The 23,078-nt window shown below is 61.4% G+C and carries 19 protein-coding genes and 1 tRNA gene; 7 read left to right on the top strand and 13 right to left on the bottom strand.

From position 1 onward, the window contains the following. Window positions 1-464: 464 nt before the first annotated feature. From ACGHIZ_RS02570 to ACGHIZ_RS02560, 3 genes are read right to left on the bottom strand one after another with little or no spacing between them, the layout of a single operon-like run. On the bottom strand, window positions 465-887 hold the full coding sequence (locus ACGHIZ_RS02570) for a plasmid mobilization protein (protein WP_390448903.1): 423 nt from the start codon (window positions 885-887) through the stop codon (window positions 465-467). Window positions 888-892: 5 nt separating this feature from the next. Continuing rightward, the gene (locus ACGHIZ_RS02565) at window positions 893-1,963 is read right to left on the bottom strand and encodes a tyrosine-type recombinase/integrase (protein WP_390448900.1); all 1,071 of its coding nucleotides are present in this window, start codon (window positions 1,961-1,963) and stop codon (window positions 893-895) included. 1 nt (window position 1,964) lies between these two features. Continuing rightward, window positions 1,965-2,168, bottom strand: coding sequence for a hypothetical protein (locus tag ACGHIZ_RS02560; RefSeq protein WP_006681531.1), 204 nt, complete (start codon window positions 2,166-2,168; stop codon window positions 1,965-1,967). A gap of 140 nt (window positions 2,169-2,308) precedes the next feature. Here ACGHIZ_RS02560 and ACGHIZ_RS02555 point away from each other — a divergent pair, with 140 nt between their 5' ends. Next, window positions 2,309-2,722, top strand: a complete 414-nt coding sequence (locus tag ACGHIZ_RS02555) for a helix-turn-helix domain-containing protein (protein WP_368134076.1) — start codon at window positions 2,309-2,311, stop codon at window positions 2,720-2,722. 616 nt (window positions 2,723-3,338) lie between these two features. Here the strand turns inward: ACGHIZ_RS02555 and guaA are convergent. Further along, on the bottom strand, window positions 3,339-4,937 hold the full coding sequence (guaA, locus tag ACGHIZ_RS02550; RefSeq protein WP_035136929.1) for a glutamine-hydrolyzing GMP synthase: 1,599 nt from the start codon (window positions 4,935-4,937) through the stop codon (window positions 3,339-3,341). Between the two features lie 267 nt (window positions 4,938-5,204). Here guaA and ACGHIZ_RS02545 point away from each other — a divergent pair, with 267 nt between their 5' ends. Next, complete coding sequence (locus ACGHIZ_RS02545) at window positions 5,205-6,218, top strand: asparaginase (protein ID WP_195568504.1); 1,014 nt, start codon at window positions 5,205-5,207, stop codon at window positions 6,216-6,218. 22 nt (window positions 6,219-6,240) lie between these two features. Here the strand turns inward: ACGHIZ_RS02545 and ACGHIZ_RS02540 are convergent, their stop codons facing one another. After that, window positions 6,241-6,459: a helix-turn-helix domain-containing protein gene (locus ACGHIZ_RS02540; protein WP_035136926.1), complete on the bottom strand. Its 219-nt coding sequence runs from the start codon at window positions 6,457-6,459 to the stop codon at window positions 6,241-6,243. A gap of 76 nt (window positions 6,460-6,535) precedes the next feature. On the opposite strand from ACGHIZ_RS02540, the gene ACGHIZ_RS02535 reads away from it, so the two are divergent. Further along, window positions 6,536-6,925, top strand: a complete 390-nt coding sequence (locus ACGHIZ_RS02535; RefSeq protein ID WP_138111664.1) for a hypothetical protein — start codon at window positions 6,536-6,538, stop codon at window positions 6,923-6,925. Between the two features lie 9 nt (window positions 6,926-6,934). Here ACGHIZ_RS02535 and ACGHIZ_RS02530 read toward each other — a convergent pair whose 3' ends face one another. From ACGHIZ_RS02530 to ACGHIZ_RS02505, 6 genes are all read right to left on the bottom strand, one after another. Beyond that, complete coding sequence (locus ACGHIZ_RS02530) at window positions 6,935-7,288, bottom strand: DUF1648 domain-containing protein (RefSeq protein WP_225093255.1); 354 nt, start codon at window positions 7,286-7,288, stop codon at window positions 6,935-6,937. A gap of 41 nt (window positions 7,289-7,329) precedes the next feature. Further along, window positions 7,330-8,406: a redox-regulated ATPase YchF gene (gene ychF, locus ACGHIZ_RS02525; protein WP_035136922.1), complete on the bottom strand. Its 1,077-nt coding sequence runs from the start codon at window positions 8,404-8,406 to the stop codon at window positions 7,330-7,332. Between the two features lie 114 nt (window positions 8,407-8,520). Further along, the gene (locus ACGHIZ_RS02520) at window positions 8,521-9,774 is read right to left on the bottom strand and encodes a 4Fe-4S binding protein (RefSeq protein ID WP_195568502.1); all 1,254 of its coding nucleotides are present in this window, start codon (window positions 9,772-9,774) and stop codon (window positions 8,521-8,523) included. Window positions 9,775-9,925: 151 nt separating this feature from the next. Beyond that, complete coding sequence (locus tag ACGHIZ_RS02515) at window positions 9,926-10,993, bottom strand: glycerol dehydrogenase (protein ID WP_195568500.1); 1,068 nt, start codon at window positions 10,991-10,993, stop codon at window positions 9,926-9,928. A gap of 113 nt (window positions 10,994-11,106) precedes the next feature. Then, complete coding sequence (locus ACGHIZ_RS02510; RefSeq protein ID WP_138111652.1) at window positions 11,107-12,207, bottom strand: glycerol dehydrogenase; 1,101 nt, start codon at window positions 12,205-12,207, stop codon at window positions 11,107-11,109. A gap of 83 nt (window positions 12,208-12,290) precedes the next feature. Beyond that, window positions 12,291-13,514 (bottom strand): iron-containing alcohol dehydrogenase, encoded by a 1,224-nt coding sequence (locus ACGHIZ_RS02505; RefSeq protein WP_035136916.1) that lies wholly within the window; start codon window positions 13,512-13,514, stop codon window positions 12,291-12,293. A gap of 500 nt (window positions 13,515-14,014) precedes the next feature. Between ACGHIZ_RS02505 and ACGHIZ_RS02500 the strand changes: the two genes are divergently transcribed. Genes ACGHIZ_RS02500 through ACGHIZ_RS02490 form a run of 3 tightly spaced genes read left to right on the top strand, consistent with a single transcriptional unit; the run spans window position 14,015 to window position 18,357 of the window. Beyond that, complete coding sequence (locus ACGHIZ_RS02500) at window positions 14,015-15,091, top strand: hypothetical protein (protein WP_035136915.1); 1,077 nt, start codon at window positions 14,015-14,017, stop codon at window positions 15,089-15,091. Further along, a complete protein-coding gene (locus ACGHIZ_RS02495; RefSeq protein WP_138111650.1) occupies window positions 15,091-16,134 on the top strand; it encodes a hypothetical protein in 1,044 nt (347 codons plus the stop codon). The genes ACGHIZ_RS02500 and ACGHIZ_RS02495 overlap by 1 nt, the downstream gene beginning before the upstream one ends. Before the next feature lie 45 nt (window positions 16,135-16,179). Beyond that, the gene (locus ACGHIZ_RS02490) at window positions 16,180-18,357 is read left to right on the top strand and encodes a MurT ligase domain-containing protein (RefSeq protein ID WP_229066804.1); all 2,178 of its coding nucleotides are present in this window, start codon (window positions 16,180-16,182) and stop codon (window positions 18,355-18,357) included. Between the two features lie 264 nt (window positions 18,358-18,621). On the opposite strand, the gene ACGHIZ_RS02485 is transcribed toward ACGHIZ_RS02490, so the two are convergent. After that, on the bottom strand, window positions 18,622-19,914 hold the full coding sequence (locus ACGHIZ_RS02485) for an IS30 family transposase (RefSeq protein WP_390448890.1): 1,293 nt from the start codon (window positions 19,912-19,914) through the stop codon (window positions 18,622-18,624). Window positions 19,915-20,106: 192 nt separating this feature from the next. Here ACGHIZ_RS02485 and ACGHIZ_RS02480 point away from each other — a divergent pair. Continuing rightward, window positions 20,107-20,183 (top strand) — tRNA-Glu (locus ACGHIZ_RS02480). A 634-nt stretch (window positions 20,184-20,817) separates the two neighbouring features. Here ACGHIZ_RS02480 and ACGHIZ_RS02475 read toward each other — a convergent pair. After that, a complete protein-coding gene (locus tag ACGHIZ_RS02475) occupies window positions 20,818-22,905 on the bottom strand; it encodes a glutamine synthetase III (protein ID WP_138111648.1) in 2,088 nt (695 codons plus the stop codon). Window positions 22,906-23,078: the final 173 nt, after the last annotated feature.

Here is a 23,078-nt window from a genome sequence, read left to right as displayed (position 1 = left end):
ATTTCGCACCGCCGCGAAGAGAAACTCACTGCTCCCTCTCGTGCCCAACGACTTGCCAGCTTTGGCGATATTTTTTATCAAACCGTGCGACCGTATCAGAAGAACAACTATTTTTATGAACTGCCTGATGAGGACTATGTTTTCTCAACGGGCTATGCACAGCTTCGACCGCTTTGTGATGGGAGGTTCTTATTTTCATCCTTACAACGAGACCAATTCGTCTCTTGCGTTTTGGAGCACTGCACAGGAACAAGTTATCCGGCAATTAACGCGAATGACCTTGCTGCTTTGTTTCTAGCTGTACCAATTGATGCCGAAGAGCAACGACTCGTAGGGTCGATCTTGAAGCCAATCGATTCCCTCATCACCCTTCATCAGCGTATGTGCCCCATCTTCTCCTTTTGCGCGCATGGATCAAGAACCAATTTTGCGCAAACCCTTCAAGGGTGGCTTCAGATATTACGCTACCCGCGCCCCATCCCGAAGATGCTCGTGTCGCCATCGGCGCCGGCTTCAGGCGTCTTCGGTACAGCCAAGGGCGCCTTTATTTGCGCCTCTTCCTCCGCTGGTGCGTCAACCTCCTCGCCGAGCGCCAGAAAGAACTTCATTACGAGCTCAACCCTCTGCTGCAGAGAATCGCTCAGCTCGCCGTAAGAGGCCGCCAGGCGCACCTCCCTGGCCAACTCCGCCATCGAGTCCTTCAGCGCCTTCTGAACGCTCACTGAGGGCCTCACCTCGACCTGGGTATCGGTGAGCTTGGCGATGATATAGTCCTGCCTGAGCATGCCGCTCCAAGCAGCCATCTCGCATATGAGCTTGTGCTCTTCGGGCGTGCAGCGGAACGCCATCGTCTTGCTGCGCTTGCGGGCGCTGTTCTCGCACGGCATCTTGCTTACCCCCTCGCTCCGTCAAGGGCGACGGCCATCTCGTCCTGCTTCGTGGGGAACAGGTGCGCGTAGCGGTAGGTGATGTCCACCGCCTCGTGTCCCATGCGTTCGGCGATGGCCAGCGCGGAGAAGCCCATCTCGATCAGCAGGCTCACATGGCTATGGCGTATGTCGTGTATGCGGATGCGCTTTACGCCCGACGCCTTGCACCCGCGCTCCATCTCGTGCGCCAGGAAGTGCTTGGTAACGGCGAACAGGCGCTCGTCGGGGGCGACGTCGTCGCGCATCTCGATGAAGTCCGCCATCTCGTCGCGCAGGAAGGCTGGCATGACGATCGTGCGCACTGACTTGGGCGTCTTGGGGTCGGTCACGGTGTCCACGCCGTGGAGGCTCTGGTACGACTTGTTGATGCGCAGCCGCGAGCTCTCCAGCATGAAATCGGACGGCGTGAGCGCCAGAAGCTCGCCGCAGCGGATGCCCGTCCAGTAGAGCAGCTCGAAGGCGTGGAACGAGAGTGGCTTGTCCATGACGGTCTCGCTGAACCTCAGGTACTCGTCCTTGGTCCAGAACTGCATCTCGCCGCCCTTCTTCGAACCTATCTTGTCGACCCTGCGCACCGGGTTGTCGGTGAGGCCGTAGTAGCGCTCGGCGTGGTTGAAGATGGCGTTGAGCTGGTTGTTCACCGTGCGCAGATACGTCGGCGCCCAGGGCTTCCCGTCGGCATCCCTGTGTTCGGTGAGCTCGTTTTGCCACCTGATGACGTCGATCGGCCTCACGTCGCACATGCGCATGTCCCCGAAGAACGGCACGAGCTTGTCGTTGATGATGTACTCCTTGGTGATCCACGTGTGCTCGCGTATGCGAGGCTTCACCTCGGAGGCGTACACCTCGACGAACTCGGAGAACGTCATGTCCATGGCCCCGCCGTTAAGGCTCTTGAACTGGCCCTCCCACACTGCGGCCTCCACCTCGGAGGAGAAGCCGCGCTTCGTCTTGTGGCGCTTCGAGCCGCGAGCGTCGCGGTAGTAGCACTGCACGTAGAACGTGCCGTTGTTGTCATCCTTGTACACGGGCATGTCAGTCCACCTCCGGGAAGTAAAGGGCGTCGAAGACGTCGCTTCGAACGCGCCCGCGGATCACCACGCGCCCGCGCGCCTCCTGCTCGGCGTTTATCTTCCTGATCACCTCGTAGGCGCTGCCTTTCTTGATCCTCAGCAGCTCCGCGACCTCGTCGGCGTCCAGCATGTGCGGCCTCGGCGTCTTCGCCACCTTCTCGTCCATGGATCCTCCTATCAATAGCGTACAGATACGTACGGTTTACAGATTCAGAGTAAACGTACATATCTGTACTGTCAATATAATTGCGTACATTTGCGTACGTTGATAAGATGTGCGGGTACGTAATTCCAGGAGGAGGGCGCATGTCCGTAGGCGAAAACATAAGGCGGTACCGCAAGCTGCGCGGCATGACGCAGGTGCAGCTCGCCGAGGCGGTCGGTCTGACCGAGGGGGCCGTGCGCCACTACGAGAGCGGCATCCGCGCCGTGAAGCCCGAGCTGCTCGAATCCATCGCCGCAGCGCTCGGCGTGTCCGTCAACGCCCTCAAGGATTACGGCGTCGAGACCGCGGGCGACCTCATGTCGCTGCTCGTGCGGCTCGAGGACTCCTTCGGCATCGTGCCCGCAGCCGACGGCTCGGGGCTCTCCCTGAACCCCAAGGCTCCGCACGCACCCAAAGCCGCGATGGCCATCAAGCTGTGGGCAGAGAAGCGCGCGCAGCTCGAGAACGGCGAGCTCGACGACAGCGAGTACGAGGACTGGAAAGCCTCGCTGTAGCGACTCCTAGCTATTTGCAATCAACGCAACCAAATCAGAACGCCAGGTTAGGCGGTGAGCGCCGCTCGGGCCTGCGTAAGCTGAGTTTTTACTCCCCATTGCATGCCAAGGCATTTCCGGCGTACATGGGGAGTAAATAACGCGGTGGCTTACATGGCGGCACGCGGCAGTACGCCGCGGCATTTCCCCTGGTTACTCCCGTTTTCATTGAGGCGGCGAGATTCTTACTCCCCATTAACCACCTGGGAAAACGCTGTGAGAAGACCGCCGAAAAGCCTATTGAGTTCGATTTGAGTTTCACAGGCCCCGAAACGGCCCCGTTTCGCCCTCGGGGACAAAAACCGCGCGTCTACTCACTTGGGATGAATCTTTACTCCCGCTCCTCCGAATACCGCCCCGTGCCTTGTCCTCTTGAAACACAGGGAGTAAATGGCGAAATCGCAGGTGAAAGGGAGTAAAAAGGCAAAGAAAAAGCCCCCGTTCCAACGCGGGAACGGAGGCTCGATAATCGGTTTTACTCACCAATGTCGCTGGTGGCTTTGCCGTGACCCTCGTACGAAACGAAACTCAGAGGCACAGTGCGGCACTAAAAAGTGCAGGTCAAAGCCCTATCGGCTTACTCCCACTCGATGGTCGCGGGCGGCTTGGACGTGATGTCGTAGCACACGCGGTTGGCGCCGGGGACCTCGGCAACGATGCGGCCGGAGATGCGGGCCAGTACATCGTAGGGCAGCTTGGCCCAGTCGGCGGTCATGGCATCGCTGGACTCGACGGCACGCAGGATGATCGGGCGCTGGTAGGTACGCTCGTCGCCCATAACGCCCACAGACTTAATGTCGGGCAGGACCGCGAAATACTGCCAGCAGCTGTGCTCGGAGTTGCGCTCGCCGGTCTGCTCAAACAGGCGCTGGTTGTAGGCATCCAGCTCCTCGCGCACGATAGCGTCGGCGTTCTTGAGGATCTCGAGTTTCTCCTTGTCGACCGCACCGATGATGCGGATGGCAAGACCCGGGCCCGGGAAAGGCTGGCGGAACACGATGTGACCCGGCAGGCCCAGTGCCAGACCAAGCGCGCGGACCTCGTCCTTAAAGAAGTGGTCGAGCGGCTCGATGAGGTCGAAGTGCACGCCCTCGGGGAACGGGATCAGGTTGTGATGGCTCTTGATGGTGGCCGTCTTGCCGCCCGTCTTGCGAGCGCCGGACTCGATGATGTCGGGGTAGATGGTGCCCTGAGCCAGGTACTTGACCGGCTTGCCATCGGTCTCGAGCTGCTGCGCCACGGCGAAGAACTCTTTCCAGAACTGCGTACCGATGATGCGGCGCTTCTCCTCGGGCTCGGTCACACCGGCCAGAAGCTCGGCATAACGGTCCTCGGCGTGGACGTGGATAAAGTCGACGTCAAACTGCTTGGTGAAGACCTCCTCCACCTGCTCAGGCTCGCCCTTGCGCAGCAGGCCGTGGTTGATGAACACGCAGGTCATCTGCTTGCCCACGGCGCGAGCACCCAGCGCAGCCACGACGGAGGAGTCGACGCCACCGGACAGGGCCAGAATCACGCGGTCGTCGCCGACCTTCTCGCGGAACTCGGCCGTCATGGTCTCGACCAGGTTGTCCATGCTCCAGTTGGGCTCCAGGCCGCAGATCTCAAACAGGAAGTTGCTCAGCAGCTGCTGACCATACTCGGAGTGCTTGACCTCGGGGTGGAACTGCGTGGTGAAAATCTTGCGCTCGACGCACTCCATGGCGGCAACCGGGCACACGTCAGTGCTGGCGGTAACGGTAAAGCCCTCGGGCACCTCGGAAACGGCGTCGCGGTGGCTCATCCACACGGTCTGCTCCATGGGCGTGGAGTTAAAGAGCTTGGCGCCGGCCGTGCGCGTGATGGTGGCGCGGCCGTACTCGCCCACCTCGGAGTGGCCGACCTTGCCGCCGAGCGTCACGGCCGTGATCTGATGGCCGTAGCAGAAGCCCAGGACGGGAAGGCCCAGGTCAAAGATGGCGGGATCTATAGACGGAGCGTCCTCGGCATACACGGAAGCCGGACCGCCGGAAAGGATGAGCGCAGAGGCGTTCATCTCGCGAATCTCGTCGGCCGAGATGTCGCAGGGGACAATCTCGGAATACACGTTGAGGTCGCGGACGCGACGGGCAATGAGCTGACCGTACTGCGCACCAAAGTCGAGTACGAGGACCTTTGCGGAAGCCTTTTGATCCATGGTTCCCCCTCTTGTTGGCGGGGAGCCGGTGCCCACCCGCGTGAATGAACGAAAATAGCCTTCATAGTGTACACGTTATATGGGGTTTCTCGCCCCTCGCAGCCATCAGCGCACGGCAAACGCACGACCTGGGCCCCTGTTTGACGGCAATTGAAGTGTTTTCAAACGTTACAGATGATGTAATACGTTTGAACATTGGACGCCCTGTGCCACAATACTGCCGAACGACTCCGCCTCTGCGGCGGCAAATACGATAGGAATACCAGCATGAAGCGCATCCTTCTCATCGCCACGGGCGGCACCATCGCATCGACCGAGGACGGCAACGGCCTCTCCCCCGCCCTGACCGGTGAGGAGCTCGCCCAGAGCGTCCCCGAGATCTCGGGCCTCTGCGAGCTCGACGTCGTGCAGCCCATGAACATCGACAGCACCAACATGCGCCCCAGCGACTGGATGTGTATCCGCGACGTCATCGTCAAGGGCTATGCCGACCACGACGGATTCGTGATTCTACACGGCACCGACACCATGAGCTACACCGCGGCGGCGCTTTCCTATCTGATTCAGGACAGCCCTAAGCCTATCGTGCTCACCGGCTCGCAAAAGCCCATGGGCAATCCCTTTACCGACGCCAAGCTCAACCTGTACCAGAGCCTGCTCTATGCGCTCGACGAGCATTCGCACGACGTTTCGATCGTGTTTGGCGGCGTCGCCATTGCTGGCACGCGCGCCCGCAAGCAGCGCACCATGAGCTTTAACGCGTTCATTAGCGTCAACTATCCGCCCATTGCCTACATCCGCAACGACCGCATTGTGCGCAACGGGCTTCACGGCACTCATCAGAATGAGAGCCCGGTGCGTTTCTACGACAGTATCAATCCGCGCGTATTTGTCCTTAAGCTGACGCCCGGCGTGAACCCGGGTATCCTGGACGCCCTAGCCGATAGCTACGATGCTGTAATTCTTGAGACCTTTGGCATTGGCGGTATTCCCGAGTTTGGCGAGTCCGGCGATTCGTTCCAAGAGGCAATTTTCCGCTGGGTCGATTCGGGTCGCACCGTCGTTATGACCACGCAGGTCCCCGAGGAGGGCCTTGACCTGGGTGTTTATGAGGTCGGCCGAGCTTACGCCGATCATCCGGGTATTTTGCGCGGCGACGATATGACCACCGAGACGCTCGTGGCCAAAACCATGTGGGCGCTCGGCCAGTCACGCGATGCCGCCGAGATCCAGCGCCTGTTCTACAGCCAAGTCAACCACGACCGTATCCCGATGGCGTAATTCAGTTGTCGACGGGTATCCCCTATTCGATGCCCTCGAGAAGCTCTGACACCGTCATGCCGAGTGCGGGCGCGATCTTAAATAGAACCTTGAGCGTGAAATTTGCCGTCCCATCTTCGATTCGATCGAGGTAGGGTCGGCTGATTCCTGTCGCCACACAAAAATCAACCTTGGAGATACCAAGGTCCCTGCGTGTCTCTTCGACCCGCCTGCCAAGAATCTGTTTCGCACGTTCGTCCATGCAGCCGAGTTTGAAATGGAGCCGAACATAAACGTAAACTATAGTTTACGTTTTGCCGAATACACAGGAGTTTTCTATGTCGGGTTCTTCGGTCCGCATGTACCGAGCCACGCTTCGCACAAACAGCGCACCGCCCAAGCTCGTCGTCGTTGAAGCAGAAGCCCTTTCGCCCGATGAGCGCACGGCATTTGCATTGCTATCAAGTCGCGTCGCCGCCATTCTGGTCCCTTGCCCGGCGCAAGGTGAACTTGCCATCCAATGCCAAGCGCACAGCTGCTCGCTCAATCAGGCTGCCGTGATCGCAACCAGCCAACGCGGTCTGCCCCTTCTCCTGGAAGCCGGTATCGCACTCGCCCTTCGCGGCGCCGGATACGAAAACGAGGCCGCCGCCGACATGGTCTTTAAACCACGATCGAGCGGCGGCCTCGCAGCAGCCATTGAATATGCGTGCAGGCTCGTTGCCTAAAAGGACAAGCTAGAAACCAAAGCCAAAGCCCGTTCCAGTAATCGCCGAGTACATAAAGTAAACGTTGATCACGTTGAGGAACACACCCGTGATGCAACCGTTGCGCAGGTAGCGCTCGCACACGATGCGCGCCATGGCGGCGGAGTCATCATTATTTTTTGCCTGGCGTCCCGCCGTAAAGTACGTCGCCACGCTCAGCAGCAGATTGAGTACCGGCAGCGCCAACAGCTCGTAGCTCTTGCCCCAGCGCGTCACCTCGCCGGCGGCGTTAAACTTCGTTGCCACCTCGGGGCCAATGTTGGGGATAACACACGCTGCAACCACCAGCGGGATCACCGCAAGTACGAGCAGCGCAATACCCATGTACCCAGCTTTTTTGCCGTATTTAAACATATGCGTCGCCCTTACACGTTAAAGCGGAAGTGCACGACGTCGCCATCGGCCATGACATAGTCCTTGCCCTCAATACGCAGCTTGCCGGCGGCCTTGGCGCCCTGCTCGCCGCCGAGCTCGATGTAGTCGTCGTAGCCAATGACCTCGGCCTTAATAAAGCCGCGCTCAAAGTCGGTATGGATAACACCGGCGGCCTGCGGAGCGGTCGCGCCCTGACGAACCGTCCAGGCCTTGACCTCCATCTCGCCGGCCGTAAAGAACGACTGCAGACCGAGCAGCTTATAGGCCGCCTGCGCGAGCACGTCCAGACCGGGCTGTTCCAGGCCCAGGCTTTCCAGGTAGTCGGCGGCGTCCTCGGGATCGAGCTCGGAAAGCTCGGCCTCGATCTTGGCGCAGATCGGCAGCGGCTTGACGCCGTCGATGGGCGCCAGATCGTCGTTGAGCATATCCTCGTCCACGTTGGCCACATACAGGATGGGCTTCATGGTGAGCAGGAACAGCCCCTTGGCGGCGGCACGCTCCTCGTCGGTCATCTCCATGGATGCGGCGCGCTTGCCCTCGTTGAGCCAGGCAAGCAGGCGCTTGGCAACCTCGAACTTGGGCATGAGCTCCTTGTCGCGCTTGGCCTCCTTCTCGAGCTTAGGCAGCTGCTTCTCGAGCGTGCCCATGTCGGCCAGGATGAGCTCGGTCATGATGGTGTCGGCATCGCCGGCGGGATCGACGAACTCGCCGGTGCGGCCCACCTCGCGCATGACGTTGGGATCCTTAAAGTAGCGCACGACCTCGCAGATGGCGTCGGTCTCGCGAATGTTGGCCAGGAACTGGTTGCCCAGGCCCTCGCCCTCGTTAGCGCCCTTCACCAGACCTGCGATGTCGACGAACTCGACCGTCGCCGGCACAATGCGACCCGGGTTAACGATGTCGGCAAGCTTTTGCAAGCGGCTATCGGGCACGTCGACGATACCCACGTTGGGGTCGATCGTGGCAAACGGGTAGTTGGCGGCAAGGCCGGTCTTTTTGGTAAGCGCGGTGAACAGCGTCGACTTGCCCACGTTGGGCAGGCCCACGATACCGATGGAAAGGGACACGACAGCTCCTTTTGGTACAGGTACTTCAAACCGTATAAGTATAGCGCCGCCGCAGCATCCGGGCGAATCCGGACACCGCGGCGGCGCAAATGAAGCAGAGATAGAGCTCGCTGACTAGTCCGCGAGCTTCTCCACCTGGTCGAGCATCTTGTCCAGCTTGGCCTTTGCCTCGGCCTTGACCTTCTGGGCCTCTTCGTGGGCCTTGGCCTTCTGAGCGGCCTTTTCCTCGGCCTCGGGGTCGACAACGACCAGATTGGACGCATCGTGCTCGACCAGCTTGAGCGCATGCTCGGGGCACACCTTGACGCAGGCTCCGCAACCTAGGCAATACGTGGACTCCAGTGCAAAGCGACCGCTTCCCACCAAATCGCAGGCAAACGTGGGGCACACGTTGACGCACTCGCCGCATGACGTGCACTTGTCAAAATCGCATTCCGGTGTGCTCACCTGCATATTCTGGGCAAGCTCGGGGTGGTTCTGCAGCGTCGAGAGCACCAGCTGCCGCCCGTGCGTGAGCGAACGGCGACGCTTGGTCGTCGTGGTGCCGCACATGGTGTTGAGCGTACGCTCGAGCTGGGTAATCTGATGGCGATGAGCCTTGAGCTTTTGCGTCACCGAGGCCAGCGCCGCCGTCGCCGGATTGAGCTTGGTCACCGTTAGGCCCGTGGTGCGGGCAATCTTTTCCATGTACTCCTTGCGCTCGTACTCGCGGCGCTTATGGCACTTGAGGCTCTTGGGGTCGACCTCTAGGCCCATACCCGTGCCAGACCACTCTTCGGCCTTCGCAATCGCCTCGCCAAGAATGTCCTCACCGCCGGTGTTGCGGCATTTATCGCACACGCCCAACGGCAGGTACACACTCACGTTGGGATAGTCGGCCAGTACCGAGAACCAGGTCTCCGCCGTAATATCGCCCACGCAGGCAACGACGACTTCGTTTTCGCGCGGCATGCGCTTAAGGGCACGCGTGCAGGTAACGTAGGCGGTCTCGTGGCTCGTAGCCGCCGAGACAATGTCGTCGTAGACGTTTTTGGGTGCAAGGCGCGGAGAGATGATCGCCTCCGTCGGGCAAGTAGCGGCGCACAGGCCGCACTTGCGACAGGAGTCGAGGATCTCGATGGAGTCTTCCTCGACCTCGATAGCGTTGACCGGGCACACGTCCATGCACGCGGTGCAGCCGCTCTTTTCGTTTTTGCAGGTCAAGCACGGAATGGTGTTGCCGCGCGGGCGCTCCTTGTAGTCGGCAGGATTCCACTGCGGCGCCGATGGATCGAGTGCATCGGTCACGCCGCCAAGCGGGTTTTTAAGAAAGTCGAAACCCTTGCTGATCTCGATAATGTCATCAAACAGATCGTGTTCCTGCGCCATGCGCGGCCCCTCCCTGAGCAGTGCAAACAAGCAAGAGATAATGATACGCTATCGGCCCACGCCTCGGGCAAATTACACGCGGAGCATCTTTGCGGCAAATAGCCCATGGCCTATCGCCGCCTCGATTGCACAAGGTCAATCAAGTGCCAAGCTATGCCTCGCACATGAGCTGCACGAGCTTTTGTCTGGTCACCTTGGCCTGCTCGTTGGCCATATTGCGCTCGTTTCTAAAGACCGCATCCGCAACGCTCATCAGGTCGGTATCGGAAATCTCGCCAAGTCCCAGCTCCGCGAGCGTCGTCGGTAGACCAACGCGCTGGCAAAACTCGAGCACCTGATCAAGCTCGGGCGCACGCTCCAGGCGCAGCTGCACCACCAGGCCAAATGCCACGGCCTCACCATGCATGGCCTTGCACTCGGGCAGAATCGTCAGGCCGTTGGCTATGGCATGGGCAAGCGCTAAGCCACCACTCTCAAAGCCAACACCCGAGAGCAGAATATTGCACTCGATCAGGCGCTCAACCGCTGGCGATGTACGGCCCTTTTTGAGATCGCGCTTGGCAGCGACGCCGCACTCCATGAGTGTGTCATAGCAGGCACGAGCCGCAACCAAGGCCAAGTGTCCCGGCGCGCCACCGTGCTCGTTGGCGCCGTGCGCCGCGGCGCACGAACGCGCCTCGAAATACGTTGCCAGCGCATCGCCCATACCAGCGACCGTCATACGCAGCGGGGCCGCCGCGACCACGTTGGTATCGACCACGACCAAGTCTGGATTCTTCTCGAGCATCAGGTAGCGGTCGAACGACCCATCCTCGTGATACAGCACCGAAATCGCGCTGCACGGACCGTCCATCGACGCCGCCGTGGGACATACACACAACGGCAACTCGGCATAAAACGCAACGGCCTTGGCGATATCGAGCATCTTGCCGCCGCCAATGCCCACCACCATGTCGCAATACTCGGCCCGGGCTTCCTTGGCCATTTCGACAACGGCATCTTCCGTACACGGACCGTTGTAAATCTTAAAGAACGGCTCGCTTAGATCTTCATCCAGAAATCCATCGACGATCTGCCTGCACAGCCGATCCTCGGTGCCCTGGTCAAACAAGACATAGGCAGCGCAGCCCAACCATGACAAATACCTGCCCTGGCGCGAAAGCTCCCCCGGTCCCTGAACATACCGACCGGGGCCGCCATAAACCATAGGAAGCGCCATACGAGAATCCACCCTTCATCAAACAACGATGGGTGCAAAGTACCCTGACCCCTTTGCACCATAGCAAAAAGGGGCAAAGCCATCTGTTGGCTTTGCCCCTTCCTTAGCTTGATTTACTCATCCATGAGATAGTAGTGGCCCAGTGCGTCGGCACCCAGGATGGCGTTTGCGACCATCTCGGGCGTCACCTCAAACGGCATATTGCACATGGTGTCCTCGGGCGCGCACGCGGCCTCGGCAACAATCATGGCCTGCTCGCGCGTAAGCTCGGCAACGCCAAGTTCCTTCATCGTGACCGGCAGGCCCAGCTCAATGCAGAAGCCCAAGACTTCCTCGAGCTTCTCGGTCGGGGCATCCTCGAGTACCAGCTGGACGATAGTGCCGAAGGCGACCTTCTCGCCGTGATACATGCTGTGGCACTCGGGCAGCATCGTCAGGCCATTGTGGATGGCATGAGCGGCAGCAAGGCCCGAGCTCTCAAAGCCAATGCCCGAAAGCAGCGTATTGGCCTCGATGATGTGCTCGACGGCAGGCGTGAGCGCACCCTTCTCCAGCGCAACCTTGGCCTTGACGCCATCGGCCATAAGCGTCTCGTAGCAGAGCTTGGCGAGCGCCAGACCAGCCATGCTGCCCTTGCCGCCAGCGCAGGTGCCGCCGTCGGCATCGTGCGTCGCCTGGGCCTCGAAGTAGGTTGCGAGCGCATCGCCCATACCGGAAACCGTCAGGCGCACCGGGCTCGCCGCGATAACCGTCGTATCCATCAGGACGATATTGGGGTTTGCCTTAAGGAAGAGGTACTTATCGAACTGGCCGTCATCGGTGTAAAGCACCGAAAGCGCCGAGCACGGTGCATCGGTCGAGGCAATGGTGGGGCAAATGATAACCGGGGACTCCAGGTAATAGGCGACGGCCTTCGCGGTGTCGAGGATCTTGCCGCCACCGACGCCGACGATGATGTCGCAACCGTTGTCGCGAGCGAGCGCAACCAGGCGATCGACCTCGCCCTTGGAGCACTCGCCGTTAAAGTCCTCAAACAGCAGCTCGGCCTTGGCCTCGGCAAAGCCGCCCTCGATCTTGGCACCGACGCGCTTCTTGCCCGAAGGCGTCACGATGACGAGGGCCTTAGCGCCGAGCGGCTCGACATAGGAGCCGAGCTTGGCGAGCTCGTCCGGACCCTGGATGTACTTGCTGGGGCTATTGAAAATTGCAGCCATAACTATCCCATTCTCTAAAAGAAAAAAGAAAGGGGCTCCGTACAGATACGTGCGGAGCCCCTCGTTACGATAACAAGAGTCGATTAGAAATCGATGTCGGTGTCGTAGTAGCAGGCCTTGAGGATCTTCTCGAAGTCGGCAGCCTTGGTCTCACGCGGGTTCTCGGGCGTGCAAGCGTCCTGCTCGGCGTTCGCGGCGATCTCGGGCAGCTTGGCGAGGAACTCCTCCTCGGAAACCATCTGCGGGTTCTCGGCGTCGACCTTCACGCCACCATTCGCGTAATCCTTGATGGACTGCGGAATGTTGAGCTGGTCGTTGAGGTCGCGAATCTTCTGGACGAGTGCAGCGATGAGCTCCTCGTTGGTCTCGCCGGGAAGGTGCAGGATCTCCTTGGCCACGTAAGCGTAACGCTCGGCAGCACGGGGATCCTTGGAGTTCCACTGGATGACCTTGCCCAGGTACATGGCGTTAGCAGCACCGTGGATGATGTGGCCGTTCTCGAAGGCAGCACCGGTCTTGTGAGCCATGGAGTGAACGATGCCGAGCAGGCCCGAGGAGAAGGCGATACCGGCGATGCACTGAGCCTCGTGCATGTGCTGACGGGCCTCATGGTCGCCAGCATAGGACTTGGGCAGCCACTCGACGATCTCGCGGATGCCGTGCAGAGCGTTGGCATCGGTGAACATAGAGGCGCAGGTGGAAACGTAGGCCTCCATGCAGTGGGTCAGAGCGTCCATGCCGGTGTGAGCGCACAGCTTGGCGGGCATGGTGTAGGTGAGCTCGGGGTCGACGATGGCGACATCAGGGGTGATGTTGAAGTCGGCCAGCGGGTACTTGATGCCCTTGGCGTAGTCGGTGATGACGGAGAAGGCAGTGACCTCGGTAGCGGTACCGGAGGTAGAGGAGATGGCGCAGAAGTGAGCCTTCTGACGCAGCTCGGGGAAGCTGAACGGCTGGATGATGTTATCGAAGGACTCCTCGGGATACTCGTAGAAGACCCACATGGCCTTAGCGGCATCGATGGGCGAGCCGCCGCCGATGGCGATAATCCAGTCGGGCTCGAACTCGCGCATGGCCTCGGCGCCCTTCATGACCGTCTCGATGGACGGATCGGACTCGACGCCCTCGAACAGCTTGACCTCGAAGCCGCCCTCTTTGAGGTCGGCCTCGACGTCCTGCAGGAACCCGCCGCGACGCATAGAGCTGCCGCCAGAAACGATGATGGCCTTCTTGCCCTTGAGGTTCTTCACCTCGTGGCGAGCGCCCTCACCAAAGTACAGATCGCGAGGATTGGTAAAACGTCCCATACTGTGCCTCCTAAACAAGCCCCTCTTAGACTTGCGTATATAACGGAGCACCCAATTGGCTCCGTTAGGACCGGTTTGCGCGTTGCCGGCGATGACAATGCGCGATGTCTAAACGTCTCAACGCTCAGACAAACACTATTTTACCGTTCTGGTTGGTCAGTTATTCACCTAAAGCCGCCAATGATGAAACGTTTTTTCTATCCCTGAAGACCCTTGTGCGGCATTCATACTCCCAAGCTGGGCAAACGTTTTATCAAGGTTGACTACATATCCTGGGCAGGACGGTGCCCCTCCAAAATATGCACCGTTCGCCGCCAAAAATCGACCGTTTGCGGCACCGTGATACCACTCGGTCGTCCAAGGTGCCGACATTTGTGCGACATCCGTCTTCGTGGTGCAAAGGTGCAAGTCCAAGTGCGGCACCCCCGGTGTGCCACATGCGGGTAAACTAGAACCTTATATAGAAACATTTGAACCCTAACCGCAGCAAAGGAGGCCCCATGGCATTCGATCCCATTCAAGAGGATTGCCATCGCCTCGTTCTTGAGGCCTTGCGCCGCGACAATATCCCGCTCACCGACGCTGCCGCCGTAGAGCGTCTGATGGAACAATTCACCCGCAACCCCGCACCGCTCATCGTGCACGACCGCGACCGCGCCGGGCACCTCATTGCCAAGGTGGTCGAGGCTGTCGACTACCGCATTCCCTTTATCCCTGACGATACCCAGGCAGAGCAAGAAGAGACAGCTGCCGAGAACATGCTCCGCGAGGCGGCCGCACTCGATCCGGCCAACTGGGACGCTCAGCGCATGCTGACCGCCCTCACCGCCGAATCCAACGAGGAATACGTACAGTACCTGGTGTCCAAGTGCGATGAGGTCGAGCACGACCTAGCGCTCAAAATCGCCTCGGCCCAGGACCCCTACGAGCGCGAGGCCGCAGGCGACCTTACGCGCCGCCCCTATCTGCGCTGGCTTGCCGCCTTGGCATCGCGCGCCCTCATTAGCGGCCGCTATCGCATGTCGCTCGAAGCCGCGAATCGCAGCTTGGACTTTGCGCCCAACGACCCCGCTGGTGTCCGCCACACCGCGATGCTCGCCATGGCAAAGCTCGAATACCCCGCCGAGGAGCTCAAGCGCTTTCGCTCCGCACACTCCGTGCCGTACCTCGCGAATACCCCACTGCGCCGCCGCCCCAAAGATGCGGAGCGCGACTTGGACCCGTGGACGCTCATCGCGCTGATGAGCACGGCTTGGCGCGAACTGGACTACGAGGGCGCCGAGCACTACCTGCGTATCCTTGTGCGCTCGTGTCCGCACGCAGCCGAGGCACTCTACTTCCAAACCGAGTTTCCCGATGGCGTCTATGCCCGCGTCAACGTAGGCGTAGGCTCCACCGACGAGCTTGTCCTCGCGCTGTCCGAGGCGACGCCGGTGCTGCAGGAGGGCCTGGGCGCCCCCGACAACGCCAGCTTTGCCGCCTGGGTCGCCACCAACGATATCGTGCGTTCCCAGATCGACGAGCGCATCCTGCGCGCAGCCGAGCAGGGACTTCCATTTAAGGGAGGGGACCTCTAATGGATCCGAGCGTCTACATCCCCGCCTACCTGGAGCGCACCTATCTGGCGTCGCACCCCGAGCTCACCGATGCAGCACGCGAGCTTGTCCATAACGACATTAGCGCGAATCCTCAAAAGTATGCGCAGTCCGAGCATGCCCAAGCGCTGCTGTCCTATGCCGGTGTTCATCGCCACCTGCTCGACGAGCTCCATCGCATCGAGGACATGGGCAGCGACGAGGAGTTTGAGCAGACGCGCAACCGCCTGTTCGACGATATGCGTGATGAACTGCTCAAGATCGTCCGCGTCGATGCGCATGTCCTCGATGCCCAGCTGCTCGCCATCATCCTGGCCGACATGCCCGTTGACGCCTGCCTGGGCGACCTGATGAAGCTCGAGGCGACCACGGCCGATTACCTGCAGCAAAGCGTGCCCGGGTTCGACATGGAAGCCCCGCACTACTGGGCCAACAAAGTGCTGACAGACAGCGTGACGGCGGCCGATCTCACCGTGAGCGAGCCGGCTCTTATCGGGTGGCTTCATACGCTCGAGGCCATCTCGCAGCTGTGCATGGCGAGCGCCCGCTACCGCGCTGCCGCCAACTACGCCCGCCGCGTCCTTAAGGCAGAAGGCTATCCCACCCGAGCCGCAGGCACCGTGTTGCTCGCCCTCGCTCGTCTGGAAGATCAGGACGGCTTTTTTGCCCTAGCCCACCAGCTCGAGGAAGAGATCGGGGCAGACGCACTCGAGAACTCTCCTTGGTATCTGCTCGCCCGCACGATTCTGCTGTTCAAAACGAACAAGATGCGCCCGGCGACACGCGCGCTGCGCGAGTTTGCTAACCGCTGCGAGGGCGGCGCGTTCTTCTTGCTGAACCCCATGTACCAGACGCCGTACCTTCCCTGCCGGCCCGAGCCACGCGATCCCTGGGATCTTTCGCACCAGGCCGTTTGGGAAGCGGACGGCATTATCTCGGATACCCCCGACTTTGCCCCCTGGGCCAATGCCTGCGAAGACGTATCGCAGCTTGCCCAGGAATTTGCGCGCCGCTACGGCTTTTAGCGACGCGATCGCCCCGACCATGTCATCTATGTTAGGAACGGCTTCATGAACTTCCGCTCATCTCTTGCCTGCACCTCGAGCGATATCGCTCGCTGGGGACTGCGCTCTGTCCTCAAACGCCAGGGTGGCGTGCTTCCCGGCCGCATCGCCATGAAAATCGACCCCGAGCTGCTAAGCGACCTCGCGAGCCTGGTCGACCGCAGCGTGGTGATCACCGGCACTAATGGCAAGACCACCACCTCCAACCTCATCGCCGATGCCGTTGCTGCCAGCGGTGCTACCGTGGTGTGCAACCGTGCCGGCAACAATATGGAACCTGGTGTGGTGGGTGCTCTGCTCGAGGCCCGCGGCGGCCTTAGGCACACCAGCAGCGGCAAGCGCGTGGGCGTTTTTGAGTGTGACGAGCTCTACACCGTACGCGTTCTGCCCAAGCTCAAGCCGACGTACTTTGTGCTACTCAACCTGTTCCGCGACCAGCTAGACCGCTACGGCGAGATCGATCACACCCAGGAGGTCATCGCCCATGCGTTGGAGCTCTCGCCGACAACAACGCTTATCTACAACGCCGACGACCCGCTGTGCGCCTCGATTGCCGCGCGCGTCCCTAACACGAGCATCGCCTTTGGCATCGACGGCGCCACGGGCACCGAGTCCGATCGCATTAGCGACTCGCGTTTTTGCTCGCAGTGCAACGCGCCGTTGGAGTACGACTATGTGCAGTATGGTCAACTCGGCGCCTACCATTGCCCCTCGTGCGGTTGGGCACGCCCCGCACTGGTCCGCCGTGTGACGGGCGTGGAGCTCGGCTGCGACGGCTACGGCTTTGACCTGGTCTTTGGATCTGCGTCCGACGCAGCTGCCGTACACATCGCCACGCGCTACAACGGCCTGTACATGGTCTACAACGTTGCCGCCGCCTTCTTTGCGGCGCGCGAGCTGGGCGTAGACGCGGCGCATCTGCAGCCCACGCTCGATGCCTATGTCCCCGCCGGCGGACGCATGGGCCGCTGGGAGATCGCCGGCCGTACCGTCGAGGCAAACCTGGCCAAAAATCCCGTAGGCTTCGATCGACAAATCCAGTCCATCAAGACGGCAGGCGGCAGACTCTGCGCTTTCTTCCTCAACGACAACGACGCCGACGGCCACGATGTATCGTGGATCTACGACGTCGACTTTGAGCGCATCGCCGACACGCCGGGTCTTGTCGCCTTTGCCGGAGGCACACGCGCGCACGACATGCAGGTGCGCCTCAAGTACGCCGGCATCGATGCCGCGATTATCTCGGACGTCGCGCAGGCAATTGGCGCCGTGGCAGACGAGGCCGCCGATGACACCTTCTACGCCGTCGCCAACTACACGGCCTTCCCGCCGCTGGTCAAGGAGCTCGACGGGCTGAAAGGCGCCACCGCCGACGCTGTTGCTGGGCGCGCCGTAGCCCGTGCCGACGGCAGCGCTCTTCCTGTCGGTATCGCGCCAGTCGAGCTTTCGCGCCCGCTGCGCATCGTCTACCTGTACCCCGATGCCCTCAACCTCTACGGCGACGGCGGCAACGTTATCGCCCTCGAGCGTCGCTGCGCCTGGCGCGGCATCCCCGTTCGCGTGGACGAGGTCCGTATGGGCGAGTCACTCGATCTCACCGATGCCGATATCGTCATGATGGGTGGCGGCTCCGACCGCGACCAGCTAGCCGTGGCACACGAGCTGCTCGCCCAAAAAGACAAGGTCGCATCCTATGTTGAGGATGGCGGCTCGCTGCTCGCCATCTGTGGCAGCTATCAGCTGCTCGGCCGTTCGTACTATATGGGCGAGGATCGCATTGAGGGTCTGGGGGTCATTGCCGCCGAAACCGTACGCGGCTCCGACCGCCTGATCGGCAACGTAGCCGTCAAAACCGACCTGGCACCTGAGCCCTTTGTGGGATTCGAGAACCATGGCGGCTGCACGCTTTTGGACGCCGATGCCACGCCGCTCGGAACGTCCGTCGTCACGGGCACCGGCAACAACGGCGACGATGGCTTTGAGGGCCTGATCTACAAGGGCGTCATCGGCACGTACCTGCATGGCCCGGCGCTGCCCAAGAACCCCGAGCTCGCCGACTGGTTGATCGCCCATGCCCTCGAGCGCCGTGGCGATGCACAGGCTGCCGCCCTGCTGCCGCTCAAGCCCCTCGACGACACCTACGAGCACGCCGCCCACGACGCCGCCATGAAGCTCCTCCCCTAGCACCTCACCACCACAAAGGGGACAGGCACCTTTGTGGTGGGTTGATTTCCGATCTCAGCCGAACACATTGAGCGGATAGGCCATTCCCGCAGTTAGCCGAACGCCCCCGCGGCCCCTCCTGGGGTCCGGGGGCGCCGTTTTCCCAGTTGAAGGAACGGTGGAGATGTGTTTCGATGGGTCCGGTGGCCATGCTCCGCCCGCCGCCCGGCACCTCTTCCCAGACTCAGCCGGACGGTCGGTCCGTCTATTCCGTTTTCTTCCAGGCTAGGCCAGCGGGGCATCGCCCCTCTCGGCGCGCGCCCTCTCGATGAGCCCCGGCGTCAGGTCGAGATCGACGAGCGCCACGTCCCCCACGCCGTAGGCGTCCAGCAGCGCCGCCGCGTCCTCCCCGAGCATCGCCCTGAAGGCGCGCGCGGGCGTCGAGAAGCCGAGCGCGCCGCGGGGCTCGGAGTTCACGTGCGACATGGCCAGCGCCAGGTCGGCCGGGGCGAGCCGGTCGAACCTGAGCCCGGAGCCCTTGGGCAGCAGCTTTCTTATCTCGACGTGGTTTCGCTCGCAGGCGCCCTTCTGGTCGCTGCGCCTCGGATCGCAGTAGAACAGCCTCGTCTCGCCCGGCCCCTCGCCGAGCAGCGCCGCGATCGCCCGCTCGTCGGAGAACTCAGCGCCGTTGTCGGTGAGCACGGCGCGGAACACGCGGCGCGTCCCGTCGGCGCCGAGGACCGCCCGGACGCCCTCAAGGGCGTCCGCGACGCGCCCGGCGGTCTTCTCCGCCAGCGGCAGCGCGAGCTGGAGCCTGCTGGGGCGGTGCAGCAGCGTGAGCAGGCAGGCGGAGTCCTCCCGGGCCCCCTCGACGGTGTCCATCTCCCAGGCCGCGGCGCACGCGTCCTCCCCGAGGGCGAGGAACGCGGCATGCGACCTGCGGGCGGAGTGGCGGGTCGCCGCCCGGCCCGCGGCGCGCTTCCTCGGCCTGTATCCGACCTTGCGCCTGAGCTCCATGTTGGTCATGCCGTCGTAGCCCGCCGAGACCCAGCGGTAGATGGTCGACGGCGACAGGTCCACGGGCCCGCCGTTGCGCGCCGCCATCTGCTCGGGCGACAGCCCCCGGCGCAGGCAGTCCCTGATGGCCTCCAGCCTGGCCGCCGCGGCGGGCTCGTCGGCGTCTATCCCGCGCCTGGACGAGACGAGGACCGAGTCGGCGCACAGCTGCGCGGCCCGGGCCTCGTAGAAGACGTGGGGGCGGCGCTTGCAGCCGATCGCGCGGTACCGCCCGCACCCGTTGCAGCAGCGCGGCCACGCGGCCAGGCGCGGGCAGGCCGCCGACAGGTCGGCGGTGGCGTCCACGCGCTCGCCGCGCCTGGCCTTCGGCGCCGTCGCGAACCTGTGCGACGCCACCTCGGCGCTCACCGTCGAGGGCGACCTGCCCAGCTCCCTCGCGATCTCCCTGCACGACGCCCTGCGCTCCAGCATCCTCTGGACCGTGTCCCGCTCGTGCCTCGTGAGCCTTCCGTAGGCCCTCGGGACCGCCCTCGCGGAGCCACTCTTCTTCTTTCCGGACATGCCGTCCTCCGATCTCCCGGGGCCGGCCGGTCCGGCCCTCAGGGTATCGGGTTCCCACATTCATCCGCACATGTGCGGATGAATGTGGGAGGTGTTCGGATAAAGTCGATAATCAAGGCACCTTTGTGGTGGTTTTTCAGTTTGCCAACGATATGTGAACGGCTAAAAAAGTCTGCTATACTCTTTCCCGCTGTCCCCATCGTCTAGCGGCCAAGGACGCCACCCTTTCAAGGTGGATATCGCGGGTTCGAATCCCGCTGGGGGCACCATTTGAATTGAAGAGCCCGTTACCCTCGCGGTAGCGGGCTTTTTGCTACCCATGCGCCGGGATTCGAACCCGACAGGGTGCGGAGCTGAGGAAACGCGAAGCGTTTTCCAGCGCAGCACGCAAGGAGCGAAGCGACGCAGCGAAAGCGGGCGGCGCCAGCCGCACGCGGACATCCCGCTGGGGGCACCATTTGAGATGTGAAGCCCGTTACCAATTCGGTAGCGGGCTTTTTGCTACCGATATGCCGGGATTCGAACCCGGCAGGGTGCGGAGCCCGGCATCATCGCAAGGCCCGTGGGCAAAAAATGGCAAATATGAGTACTGCTACCATTTTAGTTACAGCGATTTCATGCCATCAGAAGGCGATTTAGACGCCAGGGGTCCTACGGCGGAAAAATTGCAGACGTTTATCGGCTAAGTACTTGGACATATGTTGCGTAACACTGCATATTTTGCAAATAAATAATGCTACAGGACTTGTGACAGTACTCATATTTGACGTTTTTTGCCCACAACCCTTTATACCTAGGCGAATCGGCGGCAAAACGGGCTTCAAAGCGCCCTTCGCAAACAAAAACCGGGGCCAGCATGATGCGGACCCCGGCTCAATACCGTGACGATATGTCAGTTACGCTCTATACGTAGAACAGGATGTCGTCGTAGGTCGGGACCGGCCAGTAGTCGGCGGCCACGATCTCCTCCATTGCGTCCACGGCAGCACGCAGCGCATCCATAGCGGGAACGACCTCGTGCGCGTACACGTTGGCCTGCTCCTGACCATCGAGGCCCTCGGCCTTCTGATGCACGGCGTCGAGCGCCTTGATGGAGTCGTTGATGGTGGTGATACCGTTGCAGAGCTTGTTGAGCGTGTTCTGCTCGCACTGCATGGCGGCCTCAGCACCGGCGGCACGTATAGTCTCAAGGCCCTTAGCGACCTTGGTGGCATAGGCGGTAATGACCGGGCGATAGGTACGACGCGCCTCGCGAACCATCGTGGTGGCCTCGATGTTCATGAGCTTGTTGTACTTCTCGAGCTTGCAGTCGTAGCGGCACTGAGCCTCGGCCTTGGTCAGGACACCCGTCTCCTCAAAGAGCGCAATGGCCTTATCGGAAACAAAGGCGGGCAGGGCGTCGGCCGTGGTCTTGTTGTTGGCAAGACCACGCTTCTCGGCCTCAACGGGCCACTCGTCGGAGTAGCCGTCACCGGAGAACAGGATGCGCTGGTGGTCGGTCAGGACCTTCTTGCAGTACTCGAGCGCAGCGTCCTGGAACTCATCCTCGGGCGTACCCTCAAGCGCGTCGGCGAAGGACTTGAGCGACTTGGCCACGGCGGCATCCAGCACCAGGTTGGAGTCGGAGACGTTCTGCTCGGAGCCGCAGGCACGGAACTCGAACTTATTGCCGGTGAAGGCAAACGGGGAGGTGCGGTTGCGGTCGGTGTTGTCCTGCATCAGCTTGGGCAGGGTATCGGCGCCCAGGTCGAGCACGCCGCGCGTGGCATGGACGGAAGCCTTGCCATCGATGATCTTCTCGACGACCTCGGTAAGCTGGTCGCCCAGGAAGATGGACATAATCGCCGGAGGAGCCTCGTTGGCGCCCAGACGATGGTCGTTGCCGGCCGAGGCAACGGAGGCACGCAGGAGCTCCTGATAGTTATCGACGGCCTCGATCACCGCGGTGAGGAAGACGATGAACTGCAGGTTGTCGAGCGGGGTGTCGCCCGGATCGAGCAGATTCTCGGACTCGGTGCCAAGCGACCAGTTGTTGTGCTTGCCCGAACCGTTGATGCCCTCGAAGGGTTTCTCGTGCAGCAGGCAAACCAAGTCGTGGCGGGAGGCGATGAGCTTCATTTTCTCCATCATGACCAGGTTCTGGTCGATGGCCTCGTTGACTTCGCCATAGACGGGGGCGAGCTCATGCTGGCAGGGAGCAACCTCGTTGTGCTTGGTCTTGGCGGGAATGCCGAGCGCCCACAGCTCATCGTCCAAGTCCTTCATGTAGGCCGAGACGGTGGGGCGGATAGCGCCAAAGTAGTGCTCCTCGAGCTCCTGACCCTTGCATGGAGCAGCACCAAAGAGGGTGCGGCCGGTAATGACCAGGTCCTTGCGCTTGCGGTAGGCGTCCTTCTTGATCAGGAAGTACTCCTGCTCGTCGCCCACGGAAGGAACGACCTTCTTGGGGGTCTTACCGAACAGCGCCAAAACGCGCTTAGACTCACGCGAGAGCGCGGTCATGGAACGCAGCAGCGGGGTCTTCTTGTCCAGGGCCTCGCCCGTGTAGGAGCAGAAAGCCGTGGGGATGCACAGGACATCGTCCTTGATAAAGGCGGGGCTAGTGGGATCCCAAGCGGTGTAGCCACGGGCCTCGAAGGTGGCGCGCAGGCCGCCGTTGGGGAAGCTGGAGGCATCGGGCTCGCCCTGGATGAGGTTCTTGCCCGTAAACTTGGTAATGGCGGTGCCGTCGTGGTTGGGCTCCAGGAAGCTGTCGTGCTTCTCGGAAGTAATGCCCGAAAGCGGCTGGAACCAGTGCGCGTAGTGCGTCGCGCCCTTGGAGATGGCCCAGACCTTCATGGCATGGGCAACGGCGTTGGCCACATCCAGGTCGAGCGGCTCACCGCCCTCGAGGGTTGCAGCAAGGCGCTTCCAAATGTCCTTGGGGAGGTAGTCCTTCATGACTTCCTCAGAGAACACCATGGTCCCGAAGCGGTCAGTAAGTTCGGCCATACGGAACTCCCTTCGTATCGGCACCGCGTGAGAAGCGGTGTTGATTACTAACGAACGAGTCATAGCTTAGACTCGCCGTGTTTCCGCGACATTACCGTTATGTTGCTGTCGCGAAACCAATCAATGAGGTTACCCTATCGAGGCGGCGTTGCCACCCTCAACAGCCAATCAAC

The sequence above is a fragment of the Collinsella sp. i05-0019-G5 genome (assembly GCF_042851345.1).
Classification (GTDB): Bacteria; Actinomycetota; Coriobacteriia; order Coriobacteriales; family Coriobacteriaceae; genus Collinsella.
This window is presented reverse-complemented; position numbering and strand designations above follow the sequence as displayed.